The organism is Kosakonia sp., from assembly GCF_032104925.1.
GTDB lineage: Bacteria > Pseudomonadota > Gammaproteobacteria > Enterobacterales > Enterobacteriaceae > Kosakonia.
Genome location: NZ_DAMCGF010000001.1, coordinates 538,497 through 554,190, shown reverse-complemented (window position 1 = coordinate 554,190; position 15,694 = coordinate 538,497). Strand labels below are relative to the sequence as shown.

General features: G+C 54.5%; 14 protein-coding genes. 8 read left to right on the top strand and 6 right to left on the bottom strand.

Translation table 11 applies throughout. The annotated features are described in order from the left end of the window. Window positions 1–25: 25 nt before the first annotated feature. From RT644_RS02605 to RT644_RS02595, 3 genes are read right to left on the bottom strand one after another with little or no spacing between them, the layout of a single operon-like run. Window positions 26–1,402: an efflux transporter outer membrane subunit gene (locus tag RT644_RS02605; RefSeq protein WP_313625485.1), complete on the bottom strand. Its 1,377-nt coding sequence runs from the start codon at window positions 1,400–1,402 to the stop codon at window positions 26–28. Next, on the bottom strand, window positions 1,399–2,481 hold the full coding sequence (locus tag RT644_RS02600; RefSeq protein ID WP_016495933.1) for an HlyD family secretion protein: 1,083 nt from the start codon (window positions 2,479–2,481) through the stop codon (window positions 1,399–1,401). Before RT644_RS02600 ends, RT644_RS02605 begins: the two co-directional genes overlap by 4 nt. Window positions 2,482–2,500: 19 nt before the next feature. Further along, the gene (locus RT644_RS02595; RefSeq protein WP_016495934.1) at window positions 2,501–4,153 is read right to left on the bottom strand and encodes an MFS transporter; all 1,653 of its coding nucleotides are present in this window, start codon (window positions 4,151–4,153) and stop codon (window positions 2,501–2,503) included. A gap of 241 nt (window positions 4,154–4,394) precedes the next feature. Here RT644_RS02595 and RT644_RS02590 point away from each other — a divergent pair, with 241 nt between their 5' ends. From RT644_RS02590 to aldA, 3 genes are all read left to right on the top strand, one after another. Then, entirely contained in the window at window positions 4,395–4,844 is a 450-nt protein-coding gene (locus tag RT644_RS02590) for a GNAT family N-acetyltransferase (RefSeq protein WP_313625482.1), read from the top strand. A 254-nt stretch (window positions 4,845–5,098) separates the two neighbouring features. Further along, window positions 5,099–5,899: a YdcF family protein gene (locus RT644_RS02585; RefSeq protein WP_160270118.1), complete on the top strand. Its 801-nt coding sequence runs from the start codon at window positions 5,099–5,101 to the stop codon at window positions 5,897–5,899. 200 nt (window positions 5,900–6,099) lie between these two features. Beyond that, complete coding sequence (gene aldA, locus RT644_RS02580) at window positions 6,100–7,539, top strand: aldehyde dehydrogenase (protein ID WP_313625479.1); 1,440 nt, start codon at window positions 6,100–6,102, stop codon at window positions 7,537–7,539. A gap of 34 nt (window positions 7,540–7,573) precedes the next feature. Here the strand turns inward: aldA and RT644_RS02575 are convergent, their stop codons facing one another. Both RT644_RS02575 and gap read right to left on the bottom strand, forming a co-directional pair. Further along, window positions 7,574–8,500, bottom strand: a complete 927-nt coding sequence (locus RT644_RS02575; protein WP_016495938.1) for an alpha/beta hydrolase — start codon at window positions 8,498–8,500, stop codon at window positions 7,574–7,576. Window positions 8,501–8,551: 51 nt separating this feature from the next. Continuing rightward, window positions 8,552–9,553, bottom strand: coding sequence for a type I glyceraldehyde-3-phosphate dehydrogenase (gene gap, locus RT644_RS02570; protein ID WP_045508149.1), 1,002 nt, complete (start codon window positions 9,551–9,553; stop codon window positions 8,552–8,554). A gap of 190 nt (window positions 9,554–9,743) precedes the next feature. Between gap and cybB the strand changes: the two genes are divergently transcribed. Then, window positions 9,744–10,274: a cytochrome b561 gene (gene cybB, locus RT644_RS02565; protein WP_160270126.1), complete on the top strand. Its 531-nt coding sequence runs from the start codon at window positions 9,744–9,746 to the stop codon at window positions 10,272–10,274. A 192-nt stretch (window positions 10,275–10,466) separates the two neighbouring features. Next, the gene (locus RT644_RS02560; RefSeq protein WP_370447795.1) at window positions 10,467–11,792 is read left to right on the top strand and encodes an MFS transporter; all 1,326 of its coding nucleotides are present in this window, start codon (window positions 10,467–10,469) and stop codon (window positions 11,790–11,792) included. Between the two features lie 179 nt (window positions 11,793–11,971). Here the strand turns inward: RT644_RS02560 and RT644_RS02555 are convergent, their stop codons facing one another. Further along, entirely contained in the window at window positions 11,972–12,313 is a 342-nt protein-coding gene (locus RT644_RS02555; protein WP_313625473.1) for an anti-adapter protein iraM, read from the bottom strand. Between the two features lie 273 nt (window positions 12,314–12,586). Here RT644_RS02555 and RT644_RS02550 point away from each other — a divergent pair, with 273 nt between their 5' ends. From RT644_RS02550 to RT644_RS02540, 3 genes are all read left to right on the top strand, one after another. Then, window positions 12,587–13,216 carry a LysE family translocator gene (locus RT644_RS02550; protein WP_313625471.1) on the top strand — a complete coding sequence of 210 codons (630 nt, stop codon included), beginning with the start codon at window positions 12,587–12,589 and terminating at the stop codon, window positions 13,214–13,216. A gap of 1,043 nt (window positions 13,217–14,259) precedes the next feature. Next, window positions 14,260–14,535, top strand: a complete 276-nt coding sequence (locus RT644_RS02545) for a metal/formaldehyde-sensitive transcriptional repressor (RefSeq protein WP_016495945.1) — start codon at window positions 14,260–14,262, stop codon at window positions 14,533–14,535. Window positions 14,536–14,567: 32 nt separating this feature from the next. Continuing rightward, window positions 14,568–15,686, top strand: a complete 1,119-nt coding sequence (locus RT644_RS02540) for an S-(hydroxymethyl)glutathione dehydrogenase/class III alcohol dehydrogenase (RefSeq protein ID WP_016495946.1) — start codon at window positions 14,568–14,570, stop codon at window positions 15,684–15,686. Window positions 15,687–15,694: the final 8 nt, after the last annotated feature.

The following is a 15,694-nucleotide window of genomic DNA, read 5'->3' as shown; positions in this document are numbered from 1 at the left end:
GCATTACTCCTGGTTTATTAGAAACTTAATTCAGCCCGGACCAGCCACCTCCCAGTGCGCGATAGAGATCCACCTGCGCCAGTAACAGATTGTTTTTAACCTGCACCGCGCTCAGTTGAGCGGAAAACAGCGTGCGCTGGGCGTCCAGCACATCCAGATAAGAGGAATAACCGTTGTGATAACGGTTTTGCGCAATGCGTAACGTCTCCTGCGCAACATCGACCTGCCCGGCAAGCTCGGTGAGTTGCTCGCCCAGACGGGTGATGGCATCAAGGCTATCGTTCACCTCTTTGAACGCGTTGCGCACGGTTTTTTCATAGGTGTAAAGCGCCTGATTACGCTGCGACATCGAGACATCGACCTGCGCATTCAGCGCCTGGCGGTTAAGCAACGGGGCAAGAATGCTGCCGCCAATGCTCCACAACCGTAGCGGATTATCCAGCAAACCGGGCAGCGTATCGTCCTGCATACTGCCGGTTGTCGTCAGGTTAATCGACGGCAGTAATTTCGCCTGCGACGCGGCGAGTGTCGCATCGGCGGCAACCAACTGACGCTGCGCCTGCACAATGTCCGGCCGCCGGTTAAGCAAACTTGACGGTAACTGCGAGGGCAATGTCAGCGGTGTTAACGCCGCAAATTCGCCACGATTCACCGTCCCCGGATTATTACCCAGCAGCACACTCAATGCGTTTTCCTGCTGGCTTATCTGATGTTGCAGCACCGGGATCTGCGCGCGCGTGCTGCGCAACGCGGAATCCGCTTGCATCAGCTCCAGCCGGGAAGTATAGCCGGTCTCATACTGTCGCCGGGCAAGTTTGAGCGCATCTTCCCGCGCTGCCAGCGTGGATTGCGTGACCTGTAATTGTGCATCCAGCGACAGCAGCGTGAGATAACCGGAAGCGACATTGGTCGCCACCGTTAAATCGGCCGCCGCTGCCGCTGCTTTCTGGGCTTCCAGCGAGGCGTCTGCCGCACGAGAGGCGCTGCGGCTGGCTCCCCAGATATCGACGTTATAACTGGCCGTCAGATTGCCTTTGTACAAGGTACTGTAAACGGGTAAACCCGTCGCGGCAGATTGCGACCGGGCGCGGGTGCCGGAAATTCCGGCGTCCAGTTCGGGGAACAGGGCGCTGTCGGCGGCGTAAACCCGCGCCTGATATTCATTGACCCGCTCCCGGGCGATCAGCACGTCGCTGTTGTGGCGTAGTGCCTGGTCGACATAGCGGTTTAGCTGGCTGTCGTGAAAGTTACGCCACCAGACGCTATCCGTCTTGCTGACCGGACCCGCCTCGCTGCGCCAGGCCGCCGGGATCTGCAGCGACGGTTGGGCTTGCTGAACATCGGCAGACTGGCAAGCGGCAAGGGTGAGACTCAACGCGACAACGGTGAGACGCCGCTTCATTGCTCTGCCTCCCGCGTATCAATATGTACCTGCACCGACATTCCAGGGCGCAGCCTTGCCAGTTCGTCGGGTTTCGCCTCCACCTGGATACGCACCGGAATGCGCTGGGCGATTTTGACAAAATTACCGGTGGCGTTATCCGGGCTGATAGCGCTAAATTCCACGCCGGTAGCCGGTGAGATGCTCTCCACGCGCCCGTGGTAGCTGCGCCCGTCCAGCGCATCGACGGTAAAGCGCACTGGCTGCCCGACAACCACATTTGCCAGTTGCGTCTCCTTCAGGTTGGCGATCACCCAGCGTTGCGACGGCACCAGCGAGGTCAGGTGCGTTCCGGCGGTGACATACGCGCCAAGGCGCACGCTGATTTGCCCAAGTTGCCCGTCGCGAGGGGCGACGATACGGGTGTTTTGCAGATCGATTTGCGCCAGTTCAAGCGCCGCTTTGGCATTTTCCACATCTGCCTGTAGCGACCCGCGATTAACGATGGTGGTTTGCAAATCCTGGCGCGACATCTCAAGCGTCGCTTGTGCCTGGGCAATACTGGCGGTGTTCTGCGCGGCGGTGGCGAGGGCGGCGTCGCGTTCACGAATGGAGAGCGAGCCGTCTGCGGTCAGTGCTTTCACGCGTTTTAAATCTGCCTGGGATTTCAAATCCTGCGCTTTGGCGCTGGCAAGCGCGGCTTCGTTGCGGGCAATGACGGCCTGCGCGCTTTTTCGCTGCTGGAGGTTGTTATCCAGCGCAGCCAGCTTCATCGCCAGCGTGGCTTTCGCCTGATCGACGCGCTGGCGGTAGATTCGGTCATCGATCTGCATAATCAGATCGCCTTTTTTCACGACGGCGAAATCCTGTACCGGCACGTCGGTGATGTAGCCGTTCACCTGCGGGCTGATAAATGTTGTCTGGCCACGTACATAGGCGTTATCAGTAAACTGGGTATGGCGCGTAAACGGCGGCAACTGCCAGGCGTAAAGGATCACCAGTACGCCCACCAGGCCAATCGCGGCGGCGGAAAAAAGAGAAACCACACGTAAGTTGCTGCGGGTATTGGCCCGCTCTTTGGCGGCATCCTGCTGGCTCATAGACACTCCAGTAACATTATTATTTGCTCCCAGTGGCCCGCTTCAACACAAGGCGGGCAGTAATACGCAGGCGCAACAAGCGCCATAAAATCCAAATCAGCGTGGCGGCGGCGATGCTCGCCGTCAGCAGATAAGTATCGTTGTAAGCCAGAATATTCGCTTCCAGCGTCGACACCGTTTGCAGCTGCGTCACCGCCTGCGCGCTAAGCAATGTGCTGTCGCCAAGCTGGCTTTGAAACATCTGGCTGTAATATTGCAAACGCTCATTGACCAGTGGGTTTAAGGTAGTGAGCTGGTCCGCTAACAGGCTGGAGTGATACTTTTCCCGCCATGTCTGAAACGTGCCGAGGATCGCCGAACCCAGCAGCCCGCCAATATTCTGGCTCATGCCAAACAGCACCGAGAAACTGACCAGGTTGCGCGGCTCTGCCACCACGCCGCCAATCCCTGCCAGCATCGCTGGTGCGATAAAAAACGCACTGGCAAAACCGAGTAAAAACTGGCTTACCATCAACTGATTGGGGCGCGTCAAACTGGTGGACTGGCTATCAAGCAGCGAGGCGATAATCATCAATGCCAGCGAGGTGACAATCGGCCATGCCAGTCGTTGGGGTTTAATCGTCAGGCAACTGGCGGTAATACCGCAGATGATCCCCGCCAGGATCGACCACGCCAGGCTGGTCATTTGCTCGTTTTGCAGGCCAACATATTGCAGCCAGCCAAACACGCCGGTGTTCTGCTCGGCGAGCACAATGCGGATCAGCAGCATAATCAGCCCAAGACGCACAATGCTGCCGCTGGAGAGCCAGCGGGTGTTGAGCAGCGGGTTACTGCGGTTGTGTTCAAAGGCTATCGCCGAGACGATCAGCACCACGGCACCTGCCAGCGCCCAGCCGATCCAGGGCGCTTCAAACCACCAGTCCAGCCGACCCAGCGACAGCACCGCGCACAGCAGCGCCATGCCTGGTGCGAGCAGAAAGAAAGTGATGAAATCTTTCTTTTCAAACACTTTTTTACGATCTCCCGGCGGTAATTTTAAGGCGATCACGCAGCCAAGCGAGAGCAGCGCCAGCCCAAGTTCGAACAGGTACAGCCCGCGCCATTCATCCAGTTGCAGCAGCTCGGTAGAAAAAAGGCGGGCAATCGGAATCGCCAGCGTCGAACCGGTAATACCAATGGTCAGCGCTTTTAAGCGATGTTTCGCCGGCCAGGCCTGAATCTGATAGTAAATGCCGAGCGAACTGAGTGCCGCCGCCACCATGCCGTGCGCGGCGCGGACAAACAGGGCAGAACTGAGATCGTTGATAAACAGGTGGAAGAAGGTCACCAGTACATACAGCACCAGAAACCCTTCGGTAAACGCGCGCAGACCGTATTGCTGGCGAAACTTTACCAGCAGCAGGTTAATTGACACATTGGTCATCACATACACCGCGGGCAGCCAGGCGATCTCCGTCGACCAGGCGGCAAACGTGCCTTGCAGGTTTTGCAAATTAGCTGTCACCATCGCGTTGCCGAGCGCGCCGGTCATGCAAACCAGCAGGCCAACGACACCATAGGCGATACGGCGCGGAGTGCTGTGATAAGGGGTGGAAGGCGAACCCAGCAGCATCGGTTTTTCATGCGGCTGCCATTCGCGTGGGCTATACGGGTCGCTTTTCGGCAAACGCATTACATTTTCCTGACCGGGCTAAGGGTGATCGTTCGCGACGGTAAGTTGTGCGCGCATGAAGATGTCGGGGACAGCTGTAATCCATAGAGAAACAAAGATTGTTAATGTGAATGGTTAGCGGGCTAATGATTCTACTTGTGCCGTCAAAGGCAATGCAAGCGCATAAGAAAAATATAGGTTACTGACGTTAAGTGATCTGCTTTATTGATAAAAATAAACAACTATAGGTGACAACGTCACAATGAGTACACTAACCATTACGCTTACCGGGGCAAGCGATCCTGCGTGCCTGCAACTTCAGGACGCGCTTTCCGATTACCTGCAACACCTCACAGGCAGCAGCGGCAGAGCCTCGTTTGACGCCGCAGCCTTAGGTGAGCGGGGCTTCTTTTTGCTGGCACAAGAAAACGCGGTGGCGGTGGGCTGCGTTGCGGTTCGTGAATTGTCCGCCGGGATCGGTGAAATCAAGCGCATGTATGCGCGCCCCGGCACGCGCGGCGTAGGCGCTCGGTTGCTACGCGCGCTTGAGCAGCATGCGCGGGAGCGCGGTTTTCATGCGCTGTGGCTGGAGACGCGCAAAATCAACCAGCGTGCCGTTGATTTCTATCAGCGCAACGGCTTTCGGATCCGTGAAAACTACGGCACCTATATTGGCAGGCCGGAAGCGGTATGTTTCGAAAAAGCGTTGTGACCGGTAGGTGCGGTTTCGTTAGTGCGCGAATGCGTGCAGCATAAAAGTATGCCGTTTTGCCTGCTTAACGCCGGGTTACAGGCGCTATCTTCAATGGGGCAGATACAGCGGTAATCCCTGCATCGCGGGTTATTGCACATGTTTCAAAAAAGGCTACAGAAACTTACCTGCACCGCTGCGAACAGGATTCGGAGTGATCCCCTGTTCTGCGGGTGTTGACGCGGTAGGCTGTAAGTTAAAGCGAAGGAGGTTCTATGCTGATGACGACTTTTCCTGCCGTATCAGAGCGCACGCTGGCGGCGGCAAATACGCTGGGTGCATGGCTGGCGCAAAATGATTTTGTCGGTAAGCCCACGCCCGTGCGGGCTGATGTGGTGATCCTCGCGGGTAATGCTGTCATTCCTGCGATCGATGCCGCCTGCGCGCTGGCGGCGGCGCAGCAAACGCCGCTTCTGATAAGCGGTGGCGTCGGGCACTCCACCACGTTTCTTTATTCGGCTGTCGCCCGGCATCCACGCTATAACGTCGTGCGTACCACCGGGCGCGGCGAAGCGGCTATTCTGGCCGATATCGCGCGCCAGTTCTGGCAGATTGATGCGAAACAGATCCTGATTGAGGACAAATCCACCAACTGCGGCGAGAACGCCAGGTTCAGCATCGATATGCTGATGTCGCAGGGGGTAAAACCGAAAACCGTGATGGTGGTGCAGGATCCCACCATGCAGCGCCGCACAATGGCGACGTTTGCCCGCGTCAGCCAGCAGTGTCACGATGCGCCGCACTGGCTGAGCTGGCCCGGCTTTACTCCGCAGTTAACCAACACGGCTGAGGGGCTGGCATTCCAGCCGCAGCAGCGAGGTTTATGGTCGGTTGAGCGTTATTTGTCGTTGCTGCTGGGGGAAGTGCCGCGTCTGCGCGATGATGCCAGTGGCTACGGACCAAACGGCCGTGATTTTATCGTTCATATTGATTTCCCGGAGGAAGTCGACGCTGCCTGGCAGGTTTTAATGGCCGATACCACGCTTACTGCGGCGCTCGGCAGCCGCGCTTTGTAACCCCAATGCCCGTTTGCGCAGACGTTGCCGCAAACGGGCATTTCCTCCGCTGTACTTGTCACGGTTTTGTTGCTTTTTAGCGCCCCTTTTATGCGTTCTCTCACAAAAGTTGCCCCTGTCTGTAGGAAAAATGTCGTGCGCGGATAGATTTTTAACAACGAATTCACTTGTTAAAAACAATGTTATTACAGGAGCGAGGCATGACAGCACCGGTACAGCACCCTATGTTTATCGATGGTCAATTCGTGAGCTGGCAAGGCGATACGTGGTTGGATGTTATCAACCCGGCAACCGAAGCGATCCTGGCGCGTATTCCCGATGGCACCGCCGAAGACGCGCGTAAGGCCATTGACGCCGCCGAACGGGCGCAGCCAGGCTGGGAAGCGCTGCCCGCTATTGAGCGCGCGGGCTGGTTACGCAAAATCGCGGCGGGTATTCGTGAAAAAGCGTCTGAGATTAGCGCGCTGATTGTCGCCGAAGGGGGAAAAATTCAGCAACTGGCGGACGTGGAAGTCTCTTTTACCGCCGATTACATCGACTATATGGCCGAGTGGGCGCGGCGCTATGAGGGCGAAATTCTGCAAAGCGACCGTCCGGGCGAAAATATCTTTGTCTTTAAACGCCCGTTGGGTGTCACCACTGGCATTTTGCCGTGGAATTTTCCGTTCTTCCTGATTGCCCGCAAAATGGCGCCTGCGTTGATTACCGGCAACACCATCGTGATTAAACCGAGCGAATTCACACCGAACAACGCGATCGCCTTCGCGAAAATCGTCCATGATGTCGGCTTACCAAAAGGCGTTTTTAACCTGGTGCTCGGGCGCGGGGAAACCGTTGGGCAGGAGCTGGCGGGGAATCCGAAAGTGGCGATGGTCAGCATGACCGGCAGCGTTGGCGCGGGTGAGAAAATCATGGCGGCAGCGGCGAAAAACATCACCAAAGTGTGTCTTGAACTGGGCGGCAAAGCGCCGGCAATTGTTTTTGATGATGCCGATCTTGAGCTGGCCGTGAAAGCGATTGTTGATTCCCGCGTCATCAACACCGGGCAGGTGTGTAACTGCGCCGAACGCGTGTATGTGCAAAAAGGCATTTATGACCGCTTTGTCAATCGACTTGGCGAAGCCATGAAAGCGGTACAGTTTGGCGATCCGGCGCAGCGCAACGATATAGCAATGGGGCCGCTTATCAATGCGGCGGCACTGCAACGCGTTGCAGAGAAGGTCGAGCGCGCCGTGTCTGAAGGCGCGCGCGTGGTACTCGGCGGCAAGGCGGTCGCCGGCAAAGGCTATTTTTACCCGCCGACATTGCTGCTCGATGTGCGCCAGGAGATGGCCATCATGCATGAAGAGACGTTTGGTCCGGTGCTGCCGGTGGTTGCGTTCGACACGCTGGAAGAGGCGCTGGCGATGGCCAACGACAGCGATTATGGCCTCACGTCGTCGGTATATACCCGCGATCTGACGACAGCAATGAAAGCCGTGCGGGGGCTGAAGTTTGGTGAAACCTACATTAACCGCGAGAATTTCGAAGCGATGCAGGGTTTCCATGCTGGCTGGCGCAAATCGGGCATTGGTGGGGCGGATGGACGCCACGGCCTGAACGAGTATCTGCAAACGCAAATGGTCTATCTGCAGTCCTGATATCCGTAGCCCCCGCGCATGGCGGGGGCACGTTTCATACTTTGGTTGCTATCCACGCCATCATCAGTTCCGGCCATATTGCCACCGGTAAGCCCAGCGCATCGCGAATGCCAAAACCGTGTTTCCCCTGTTCGAACAGATGCATCTCAACCGGCACGCCAAGGCGGCGCAGGGCGCTGAACATAACCACGCTGTTTTCCACTTTCACTGCCGGGTCATCGACCGCGTGCAACAGAAAGGTCGGCGGCGTGTTTTCATCGGCCATTTGCTCTGCGGAGTAGCGACGGATCTGTTCGTCGCCCGGCGTATCGCCAATCAACTGCTGGCGCGACATCGGGTGGTCAATCTCCTGGTGCATGGTAATAACCGGATAGACCAGCGCCATAAACGCCGGGCGGGCGTGTTGCTTATCCATCTCATCAACGGGGTGATAGACGTTTTCGTTGTAGCGTGTGCCAAGGCTGGCTGCGGCGTGGCCGCCGGCGGAAAAACCCATAATGCCAATACGTTCAGGATCGAGTCGCCACTCCTGCGCACGGGCGCGAATGACGCGTATCGCGCGTTGCACATCGGCCAGCGGCGCGTCCGCACCTTCCTCATGCCCGTCGCCGGGCAGGCGGTAGGTCATGACAAACAGGGTGTAACCTTTGGCATTAAAGCAGGGGGCCAGCGCGCTGCCTTCTTTATCCAGCACCACGCGGCGATAAGAACCGCCAGGCGTGACCAGAATACCGACACCGTTCGGGTTTTGTGGCGCGTAGACAGTAATGTGCGGAGCGCGTACGCCGGTGACTGATCGGTCAAAAGGCGAGGGGCCGGTATGATGCTCTTCAAGCTGAAACTTCACCGGGCTTACCGCGGCACCCGGAGCTTCGCCGGTTGGCCAGACGGGGAACGTCGTGGCGTGTTGTACCGCCACTTTCATCAGGGTGAGTAAATCTTCCGGGCTGATATTTCTCATGTGCTGCCTGGTTTGAATACGCCGGGTTATTACCCGGCGTGGATGGAGAGATTACAGTGCGCGATATTTTTCCAGTACGCGAACCAGCTGAGTGACAAAACCGTATTCGTTGTCGTACCAGGAGACGGTTTTGACCAGTTGCACACCGCCAGCTTCGGTGATCTCGGTTTGCGTGGCGTCAAAAACGGAACCGAAATGGCTGCCGATAACATCAGAAGAGACGATCTCATCGTCGGTATAGCCGAAAGATTCATTATTTTCGGTGGCTTTTTTCAGCGCCTGATGGATCTCATCGACCGTCACTTTCTTCTCTAATATGGATACCAGTTCGGTAACGGAGCCGGTTTTCACCGGTACGCGCTGCGCGTGGCCTTTCAGCTTGCCGCTCAATGCCGGGATCACCAGACCGATGGCTTTCGCCGCACCGGTAGTGTGCGGAATGATGTTTTCCGCGGCGGCGCGGGAGGCGCGCAGATCTTTCCCGCGCGGGCCATCGACCAGCGCCTGCGTACCGGTGTAGGCGTGGATGGTGGTCATGGTGCCGACTTTAATGCCGAAATTATCCTGCAATGCTTTGGCCATCGGCGCGAGACAGTTGGTGGTGCAGGAAGCCACGGAAATAATGGTGTCCTGCGCATTAATCGTGTCGTCGTTAACGTTGTAGACGATAGTTTTCATCTCGCCTGCCGGAGCGGAAATAAGCACTTTTTTGGCCCCGGCATCGATGTGCGCCTGCGATTTTTCGCTTGATGTATAAAAACCGGTACACTCAACGATGATCTCCGCACCGGCGCTGCGCCACGGAATATTTTTCGCCTCTTTTTCTGCATATACCGTGATGGTTTTGCCGTTAACGATCAGCGCGTCTTCGGTAAAATCCACGCTCCAGCCGAACGGGCCGTAGTTGGAGTCATGCTTTAACAAATAGGCCAGCACTTTGGGTGAGGTCAGATCGTTGATCGCCACCACCTCTGCGCCGCTGTTGGTTTCCAGCAGGCGACGTAACACCAGGCGCCCAATGCGCCCGAATCCATTAATGCCAATTTTGCTCATCGATCTTCTCCATCAGAATGTAATGAATCACCGTTTTGCACTTATTTAGTGATAACCTGGCGGGCGTTATTGGGCAAATGAATCCCATTCAGGCTGTGGTAAGTCCCTGAAAAATGATAAGGAAAAGTTAATGAATTTTTAAGGAAAGCCCGGTATGTTGAACGCCGGTTCGTTCGTTTTGGGGTTCCTTATGCGTAGCAAATATTCCGGATTACAAATCGCCATTCACTGGCTGGTGTTCCTGCTGGTTATTGGCGCTTATTGCGCCATGGAACTACGCGGATTCTTCCCGCGCAGCTATCGTCCTTATTTCAATCTGGTACACGTTTCATGTGGCATTTCAATTCTGGTGCTGATGGTGGCGCGTCTGCTGGTGCGGCTGAAAAGCCCGACGCCGCCGATTGAGCCGAAACCGTCAGCAATGATGACCGGGCTGGCGCACCTTGGGCATCTGGTCATTTACCTGCTGTTTATTGCCTTGCCCGTTATTGGACTGCTGATGATGTATAACCGCGGTGGTCCGTGGATTGCTTTCGGTATTACGATGCCGTATGCCGCCGAAGCGAATTATGATTTGGTGGATACGCTTAAAGAGTTCCACGAGCTGTTGGCCAATGTCGGCTATTTTGTCATTGCGTTGCATGCCGGTGCGGCGCTGGCGCATCACTACTATTTTAAAGACAACACGCTGCTGCGTATGATGCCAAAAAAACGCGGCTAACGCTTCCTCGCTGCTGGCCCCGCATCCTGCGGGGCTTTTTCATTTCTGCGCGTCTAAAATGTGATCCTGTCGGGTTTTCCACATTGAAAAGCAGGGCGGAAATCACATTTTACGCCATCCGTGCTGTGCGCAATTCGTACAAGCAGTGTAGATAGTATATCTATTATAGAAACACTATCGGGCGGAGGGGATATGACACAGCCAGTACAGGAGTCTCTCGATCGGATGGCAACACAAGAACACGCTGCCGGATCGCGCAAATTACGCAAAGTGCTGCTCGCCACCGGCATTGGTCACTTTGTCGAATGGTTTGACTTTGGCCTGTATGGCACGCTCGCCGCCATTATCGGCCTGCAGTTTTTCCAGGCGGGCGATCCGAGCGTTGCACTGCTTTCGTCGTTCGCGGTCTTTGGCGCGGGTTTTATTATGCGCCCGCTTGGCGGGCTGTTTTTCGGTTCGCTGGGCGACAGAAAAGGGCGGCAAAAAGTGCTGGCAACGGTGATCCTGCTCACCTCCGGTGCCACCTTCGTAATGGGGCTGCTACCGACTTATCATCAGATTGGTATTACCGCGACGGTGCTGCTGGTGATAACGCGCCTGATTCAGGGCTTTGCCGCAGGGGGCGAAAGCTCGGGCGCGACAACCTACCTGGCGGAATATGCCCCCACGGAGCGCCGTGGCTACTTCACCTGCTGGATCGACAACTTTGGTTTTATGGCGTTTGTCGTCGGCTCCGGGCTGGTCTTTCTGCTGACGGCAACGCTCGGTGAAAGCACAATGAGCGACTGGGGCTGGCGCATTCCCTTTTTAATTGCCGGGCCGCTGGGCTGGGTCGGTCTGTATTTACGAAAACATCTGGAAGATTCGCCAGAATTTCTCGACGCCATGAAGAACGGGCAAACCGAATCCGCGCCGCTGCGTAAAGCGGTAACCACCGCGTGGGGCGCGTTGCTGTTCTGCGTCGGTTTTGTGGTGATCAAAGCGGTCGGGCACTGGACGCTGCAAACCTTTATGCCGAGCTATCTCTCCACCGAGTTGCACTTCTCGAAACTTAACGCTTACGCCATCACCACGATTGGTCTCTTTTCCGTGGCGGTGCTGGTGCCGTTTATGGGCTATCTGTCGGATAAATATGGCCGTAAACCGTTAATGCTGACCGGGTGCGCCGGGTTTATTCTGCTGAGTTACCCGGCCATGATGGTGATGGCGAACGGTGATGTGCTCTCTGCTGTGCTGGCAATGGTGATGCTGGGGGCGTTTATCGCCGCGTTTGATGGCGCCTGTACCGCCGCAATGGCGGAACTTTTCCCCACCAGCGTGCGCTATGGTGGCTTGTCTATCGCCTATAACTTTGCCGTCGCCTTCTTTGGCGGCATCACACCCTGGTTTTCCGCCTGGCTCATTACCAGCACCGGCGATAAATTTTCGCCCGCCTTCTATGTGATGGGCGCGGCGCTCATCACCTTCCTGACAGTGCTCCGCGCCCGCGAAACCGCAGGGCAGCCGTTAAAACGCTGACGTTTTGCCCGGAGGAGCCCTCCGGGCTATCAGGTAAATCTTAAACAGGATATTGCGCGTATCCGTCACGGAGCAGGACGTGGCGGGTGCGCGCAATGGCCGATGATTTTCTTTCGCTTTCATCTACAGGGGAATATTTATTTGTCCTTCCGGGGAATAAATATCAACGTGATATTAACCTAGGAAAGCATTTTTATTCCATAGGGACAAAGTTCGAATAAACACGTCTGCTGCTTTTCACAATTCCGTAATGAAACGTTATCATTACCAGGACAATGACAACTGGTTTTTAAAGTCCGCCAGATAGCAGGGAAAAAGGGCATGGTATGAATAACGCGAAAATTCTGTGGTTTTCCATCAATGGATACCCGTGCGCCATCAGTATGTAAGTAGTTGTTTGGTCGCAAAAAATAGTTGCCGCGATACCAGACAATAACCGAAAGATGCTCGCTATTCCTGGCGACAGCAAACGCCGTACCGGTCGTTGGGGAAAGCAGCATATCCGTAATATCCCAGCGCATAAGTTCTCCTTGCTAATAGCATAATGTCTCACTAAGAAAAATCTTATCAAATAATTCGCGCCAGTCCTAAGTTAAATTTTATATTTAATATTGCACTGATTAACCTACGATATATTTAATTAAATTTACTTAGGATTTTGATATCAGACAAAAATGGTGGGGTTTTGTACAATATATTTTTACGATTGTTATCCTTTCCCGGTGAATACATTATGTTTTTCCTCTGTTAGAGTCATCACGTCACTTTAGTCTCGCCTTGTCAGGAGGTTTCCCGTGCTGTTGTCCAGTCTGATTGCGATCGCCGCCGTGCTAATGATGGGGGTAATGAGCCCAGGTCCGAGTTTTATTTACGTTGCGCGTAATTCACTGGCGCATTCACGTGTGCATGGTTTAGTCACCTCGCTGGGAATGGGGGTTGGCGCGGCAACTTTTGCGCTGATGGCGATGCTGGGATTGCAAAGGGTGCTGAATGCGGTGCCGGAACTCTATATGGCGCTAAAGATAGCAGGGGGCGCGTATCTGATCTGGATGGCGGTGAAGATTTTTCGCGGCGCGTCACAACCATTGACGCTCTCAGTGAACCATAACGACGCACCCAAAGGGCTGCGGAAGACGTTTCGTGATGGGTTGTTTATTCAGTTAAGCAACCCGAAAACGGCTATCGTATTCGCGTCTATTTTCACCGCGCTGCTGCCAGCCTCTATTCCAGTGGTCTTCTATTATGTGATCCCGCTGATGAGCTTTGTGATTGATGCGGGCTGGTATTCGCTGGTGGCGCTGCTGCTTTCATCCGAGAAACCGCGCCGCGTGTATTTGCGCATCAAAACAGCGGTGGACAGAACCTCGGCCACGGTGCTGAGTATTTTAGGGATCAAGCTGATTTATTCGTCGCTGGTGAAGTAAAACTGAGGCTGAGTTCCGCAAGGGGTGGCAACCTGGGAAATATTGTCGATCAAAACGCTGGCCGACAATAGTTGCTTGTATTAAGAACGCGAGTTAACTCTTCTTTGTGCGAAGAATTAATTTAACGATCACGAACATAATCGATGCATAAACACATAGCATAATGACAAATGCAAAGAATGAGGTGGGATCAGCATCGGCTTCATAAGGCGTGGAAATCAACGGGCGAAAGGTTGCATAAGCCCAGTCTGAAACGCCAACGGTTAAGCTATTGAGCGGCATTCCATATATTGATAAACAAAATGCAGTCACGAGGCAGATAAAAAAGAGCCCCGTGTTTTTAATGATTAAAATGACTCTCTCCCATAACATCGATGCGTTCATACGCTGAGAAGGGCATATTACTTTTGCGTACCTAATCATTTCTGCCTGACCAGTCGAAAGTCAGCAGGGCAGAAAAATGGAATTTATCCCTGGCTAATTCCTGAACCATTATCATTGCCGTCAGTAAGAGGGCAAATTTAGACGTATCATTTTTTTAACTTGCGAATAGCAAGCATCGTGGTTTTATAAATGACGATTGCAAACAGAAATGAACAGACAATCCAGGTAATAACCCACAAATCGTCGACATTCTCCTGGCTAACATTGCCATGCATCCATGAAGCAAAAACTTCTTGAAAGGAATAAATCATAGCTCTGCTGTAGATAAAAACAGCGATTGACAAGGTGAGACACTATACAACTCATCAAACTGGCAAACTTTCTCGTGATCTTGTTTTTAAGTAACCTTGTTCAATGCAGACTGTCCGGCCTGGCAGTGGGATATCTGCTCTTAATGGGGGGCTGGTGCAACCTACCAGTGCACATTTATCTTCATTGAAGAGACTCTTTCAAACAAATTTGGGGCCACTCAATAGTCTCGTATCTCGTAGTGTCGTTGTACTGAAACGCCTAACCTTCTGATACCCATACAAAACATAATGTTTACATCGTACTAAAATAAAAGTTACCATACCCCCCTATAGTATCAAGGAGGTCGCATGCCCCATTCACCAGAAGATAAAAAACGCGTGCTTACGCGGGTTCGTCGCATTCGTGGCCAGGTTGATGCATTAGAGCGTGCGCTGGAAAGCGGTGAGCCCTGCATCGCGATTTTGCAGCAAATCGCCGCCGTACGCGGCGCAGCCAATGGTCTGATGGGCGAAATGGTTGAAATTCACCTCAAAGATGAGCTGGTCACCGGCGAAACCACTGCCGATCAACGCGCGGTGCGCATGGCGGAAGTCGGTCATCTTCTGCGCTCTTATCTAAAATAAGCAATAAGCCATATACAAAAAGGAAGCGACTTATGAAATCACGTGCAGCTGTGGCCTTTGGGCCGGGTCAACCGCTCAAAATCGTCGAGATAGACGTAGCGCCGCCAAAAAAGGGTGAAGTGCTGGTGCGCATCACACACACCGGCGTTTGCCACACCGATGCATTTACGCTTTCTGGCGACGATCCGGAAGGCGTGTTCCCTGCGGTACTCGGCCATGAAGGCGGCGGCATCGTTGTGGAAGTCGGCGAAGGGGTGACCAGCCTGAAACCGGGCGACCACGTTATTCCCCTCTACACGGCGGAGTGCGGCGAGTGTAAGTTCTGTAAATCCGGGAAAACCAACCTCTGTCAGGCCGTTCGCGCCACGCAGGGCAAAGGCCTGATGCCGGATGGTACAACCCGTTTCTCATATAACGGCGAACCGATTTATCACTACATGGGCACCAGCACGTTCAGCGAATACACCGTTTGCGCGGAAATCTCGCTGGCGAAAGTTAACGAACAAGCGCCGCTGGATAAAGTCTGTCTGCTGGGTTGCGGTGTAACCACCGGCATTGGCGCGGTGCATAACACGGCGAAAGTCAAAGAGGGCGATACGGTCGCAATCTTTGGCCTCGGCGGTATCGGTCTGGCGGCTATCCAGGGCGCAGTTCAGGCGAAAGCGGGACGCATTCTGGCGATCGATACCAATCCGGACAAATTCCCTCTCGCCAAAGAGATGGGCGCAACCGACTTTATTAACCCGAAAGATCACGACCGGCCAATACAGGACGTGATTGTCGAAATGACGGACGGCGGTGTGGACTTCAGTTTTGAGTGCATCGGCAATGTGAACGTCATGCGTGCCGCGCTTGAGTGCTGCCACAAAGGATGGGGCGAGAGCGTCATCATCGGCGTGGCGGGCGCAGGACAGGAGATCAGCACCCGTCCATTCCAGCTGGTGACGGGGCGTGTATGGCGCGGTTCCGCCTTCGGCGGTGTGAAAGGTCGTACACAGCTGCCAGGTATGGTAGAAGATGCGATGGCGGGCAAAATTCGCCTCGATCCCTTCATTACACATCGTATGCCACTGGAGCAGATCAACGATGCCTTTGAGCTGATGCATCAGGGGAAATCTATCCGCACCGTTATCCATTTCGGCGAAAAGTAACGCTCCCT

Excerpts from the sequence above, each read along its gene's own strand:
- RT644_RS02605 (WP_313625485.1), bottom strand. The coding sequence starts at position 1,402 with ATGAAGCGGCGTCTCACCGTTGTCGCGTTGAGTCTCACCCTTGCCGCT.
- RT644_RS02600 (WP_016495933.1), bottom strand. The coding sequence starts at position 2,481 with ATGAGCCAGCAGGATGCCGCCAAAGAGCGGGCCAATACCCGCAGCAAC.
- RT644_RS02595 (WP_016495934.1), bottom strand. The coding sequence starts at position 4,153 with ATGCGTTTGCCGAAAAGCGACCCGTATAGCCCACGCGAATGGCAGCCG.
- RT644_RS02590 (WP_313625482.1), top strand. The coding sequence starts at position 4,395 with ATGAGTACACTAACCATTACGCTTACCGGGGCAAGCGATCCTGCGTGC.
- RT644_RS02585 (WP_160270118.1), top strand. The coding sequence starts at position 5,099 with ATGCTGATGACGACTTTTCCTGCCGTATCAGAGCGCACGCTGGCGGCG.
- aldA (WP_313625479.1), top strand. The coding sequence starts at position 6,100 with ATGACAGCACCGGTACAGCACCCTATGTTTATCGATGGTCAATTCGTG.
- RT644_RS02575 (WP_016495938.1), bottom strand. The coding sequence starts at position 8,500 with ATGAGAAATATCAGCCCGGAAGATTTACTCACCCTGATGAAAGTGGCG.
- gap (WP_045508149.1), bottom strand. The coding sequence starts at position 9,553 with ATGAGCAAAATTGGCATTAATGGATTCGGGCGCATTGGGCGCCTGGTG.
- cybB (WP_160270126.1), top strand. The coding sequence starts at position 9,744 with ATGCGTAGCAAATATTCCGGATTACAAATCGCCATTCACTGGCTGGTG.
- RT644_RS02560 (WP_370447795.1), top strand. The coding sequence starts at position 10,467 with ATGACACAGCCAGTACAGGAGTCTCTCGATCGGATGGCAACACAAGAA.
- RT644_RS02555 (WP_313625473.1), bottom strand. The coding sequence starts at position 12,313 with ATGCGCTGGGATATTACGGATATGCTGCTTTCCCCAACGACCGGTACG.
- RT644_RS02545 (WP_016495945.1), top strand. The coding sequence starts at position 14,260 with ATGCCCCATTCACCAGAAGATAAAAAACGCGTGCTTACGCGGGTTCGT.
- RT644_RS02540 (WP_016495946.1), top strand. The coding sequence starts at position 14,568 with ATGAAATCACGTGCAGCTGTGGCCTTTGGGCCGGGTCAACCGCTCAAA.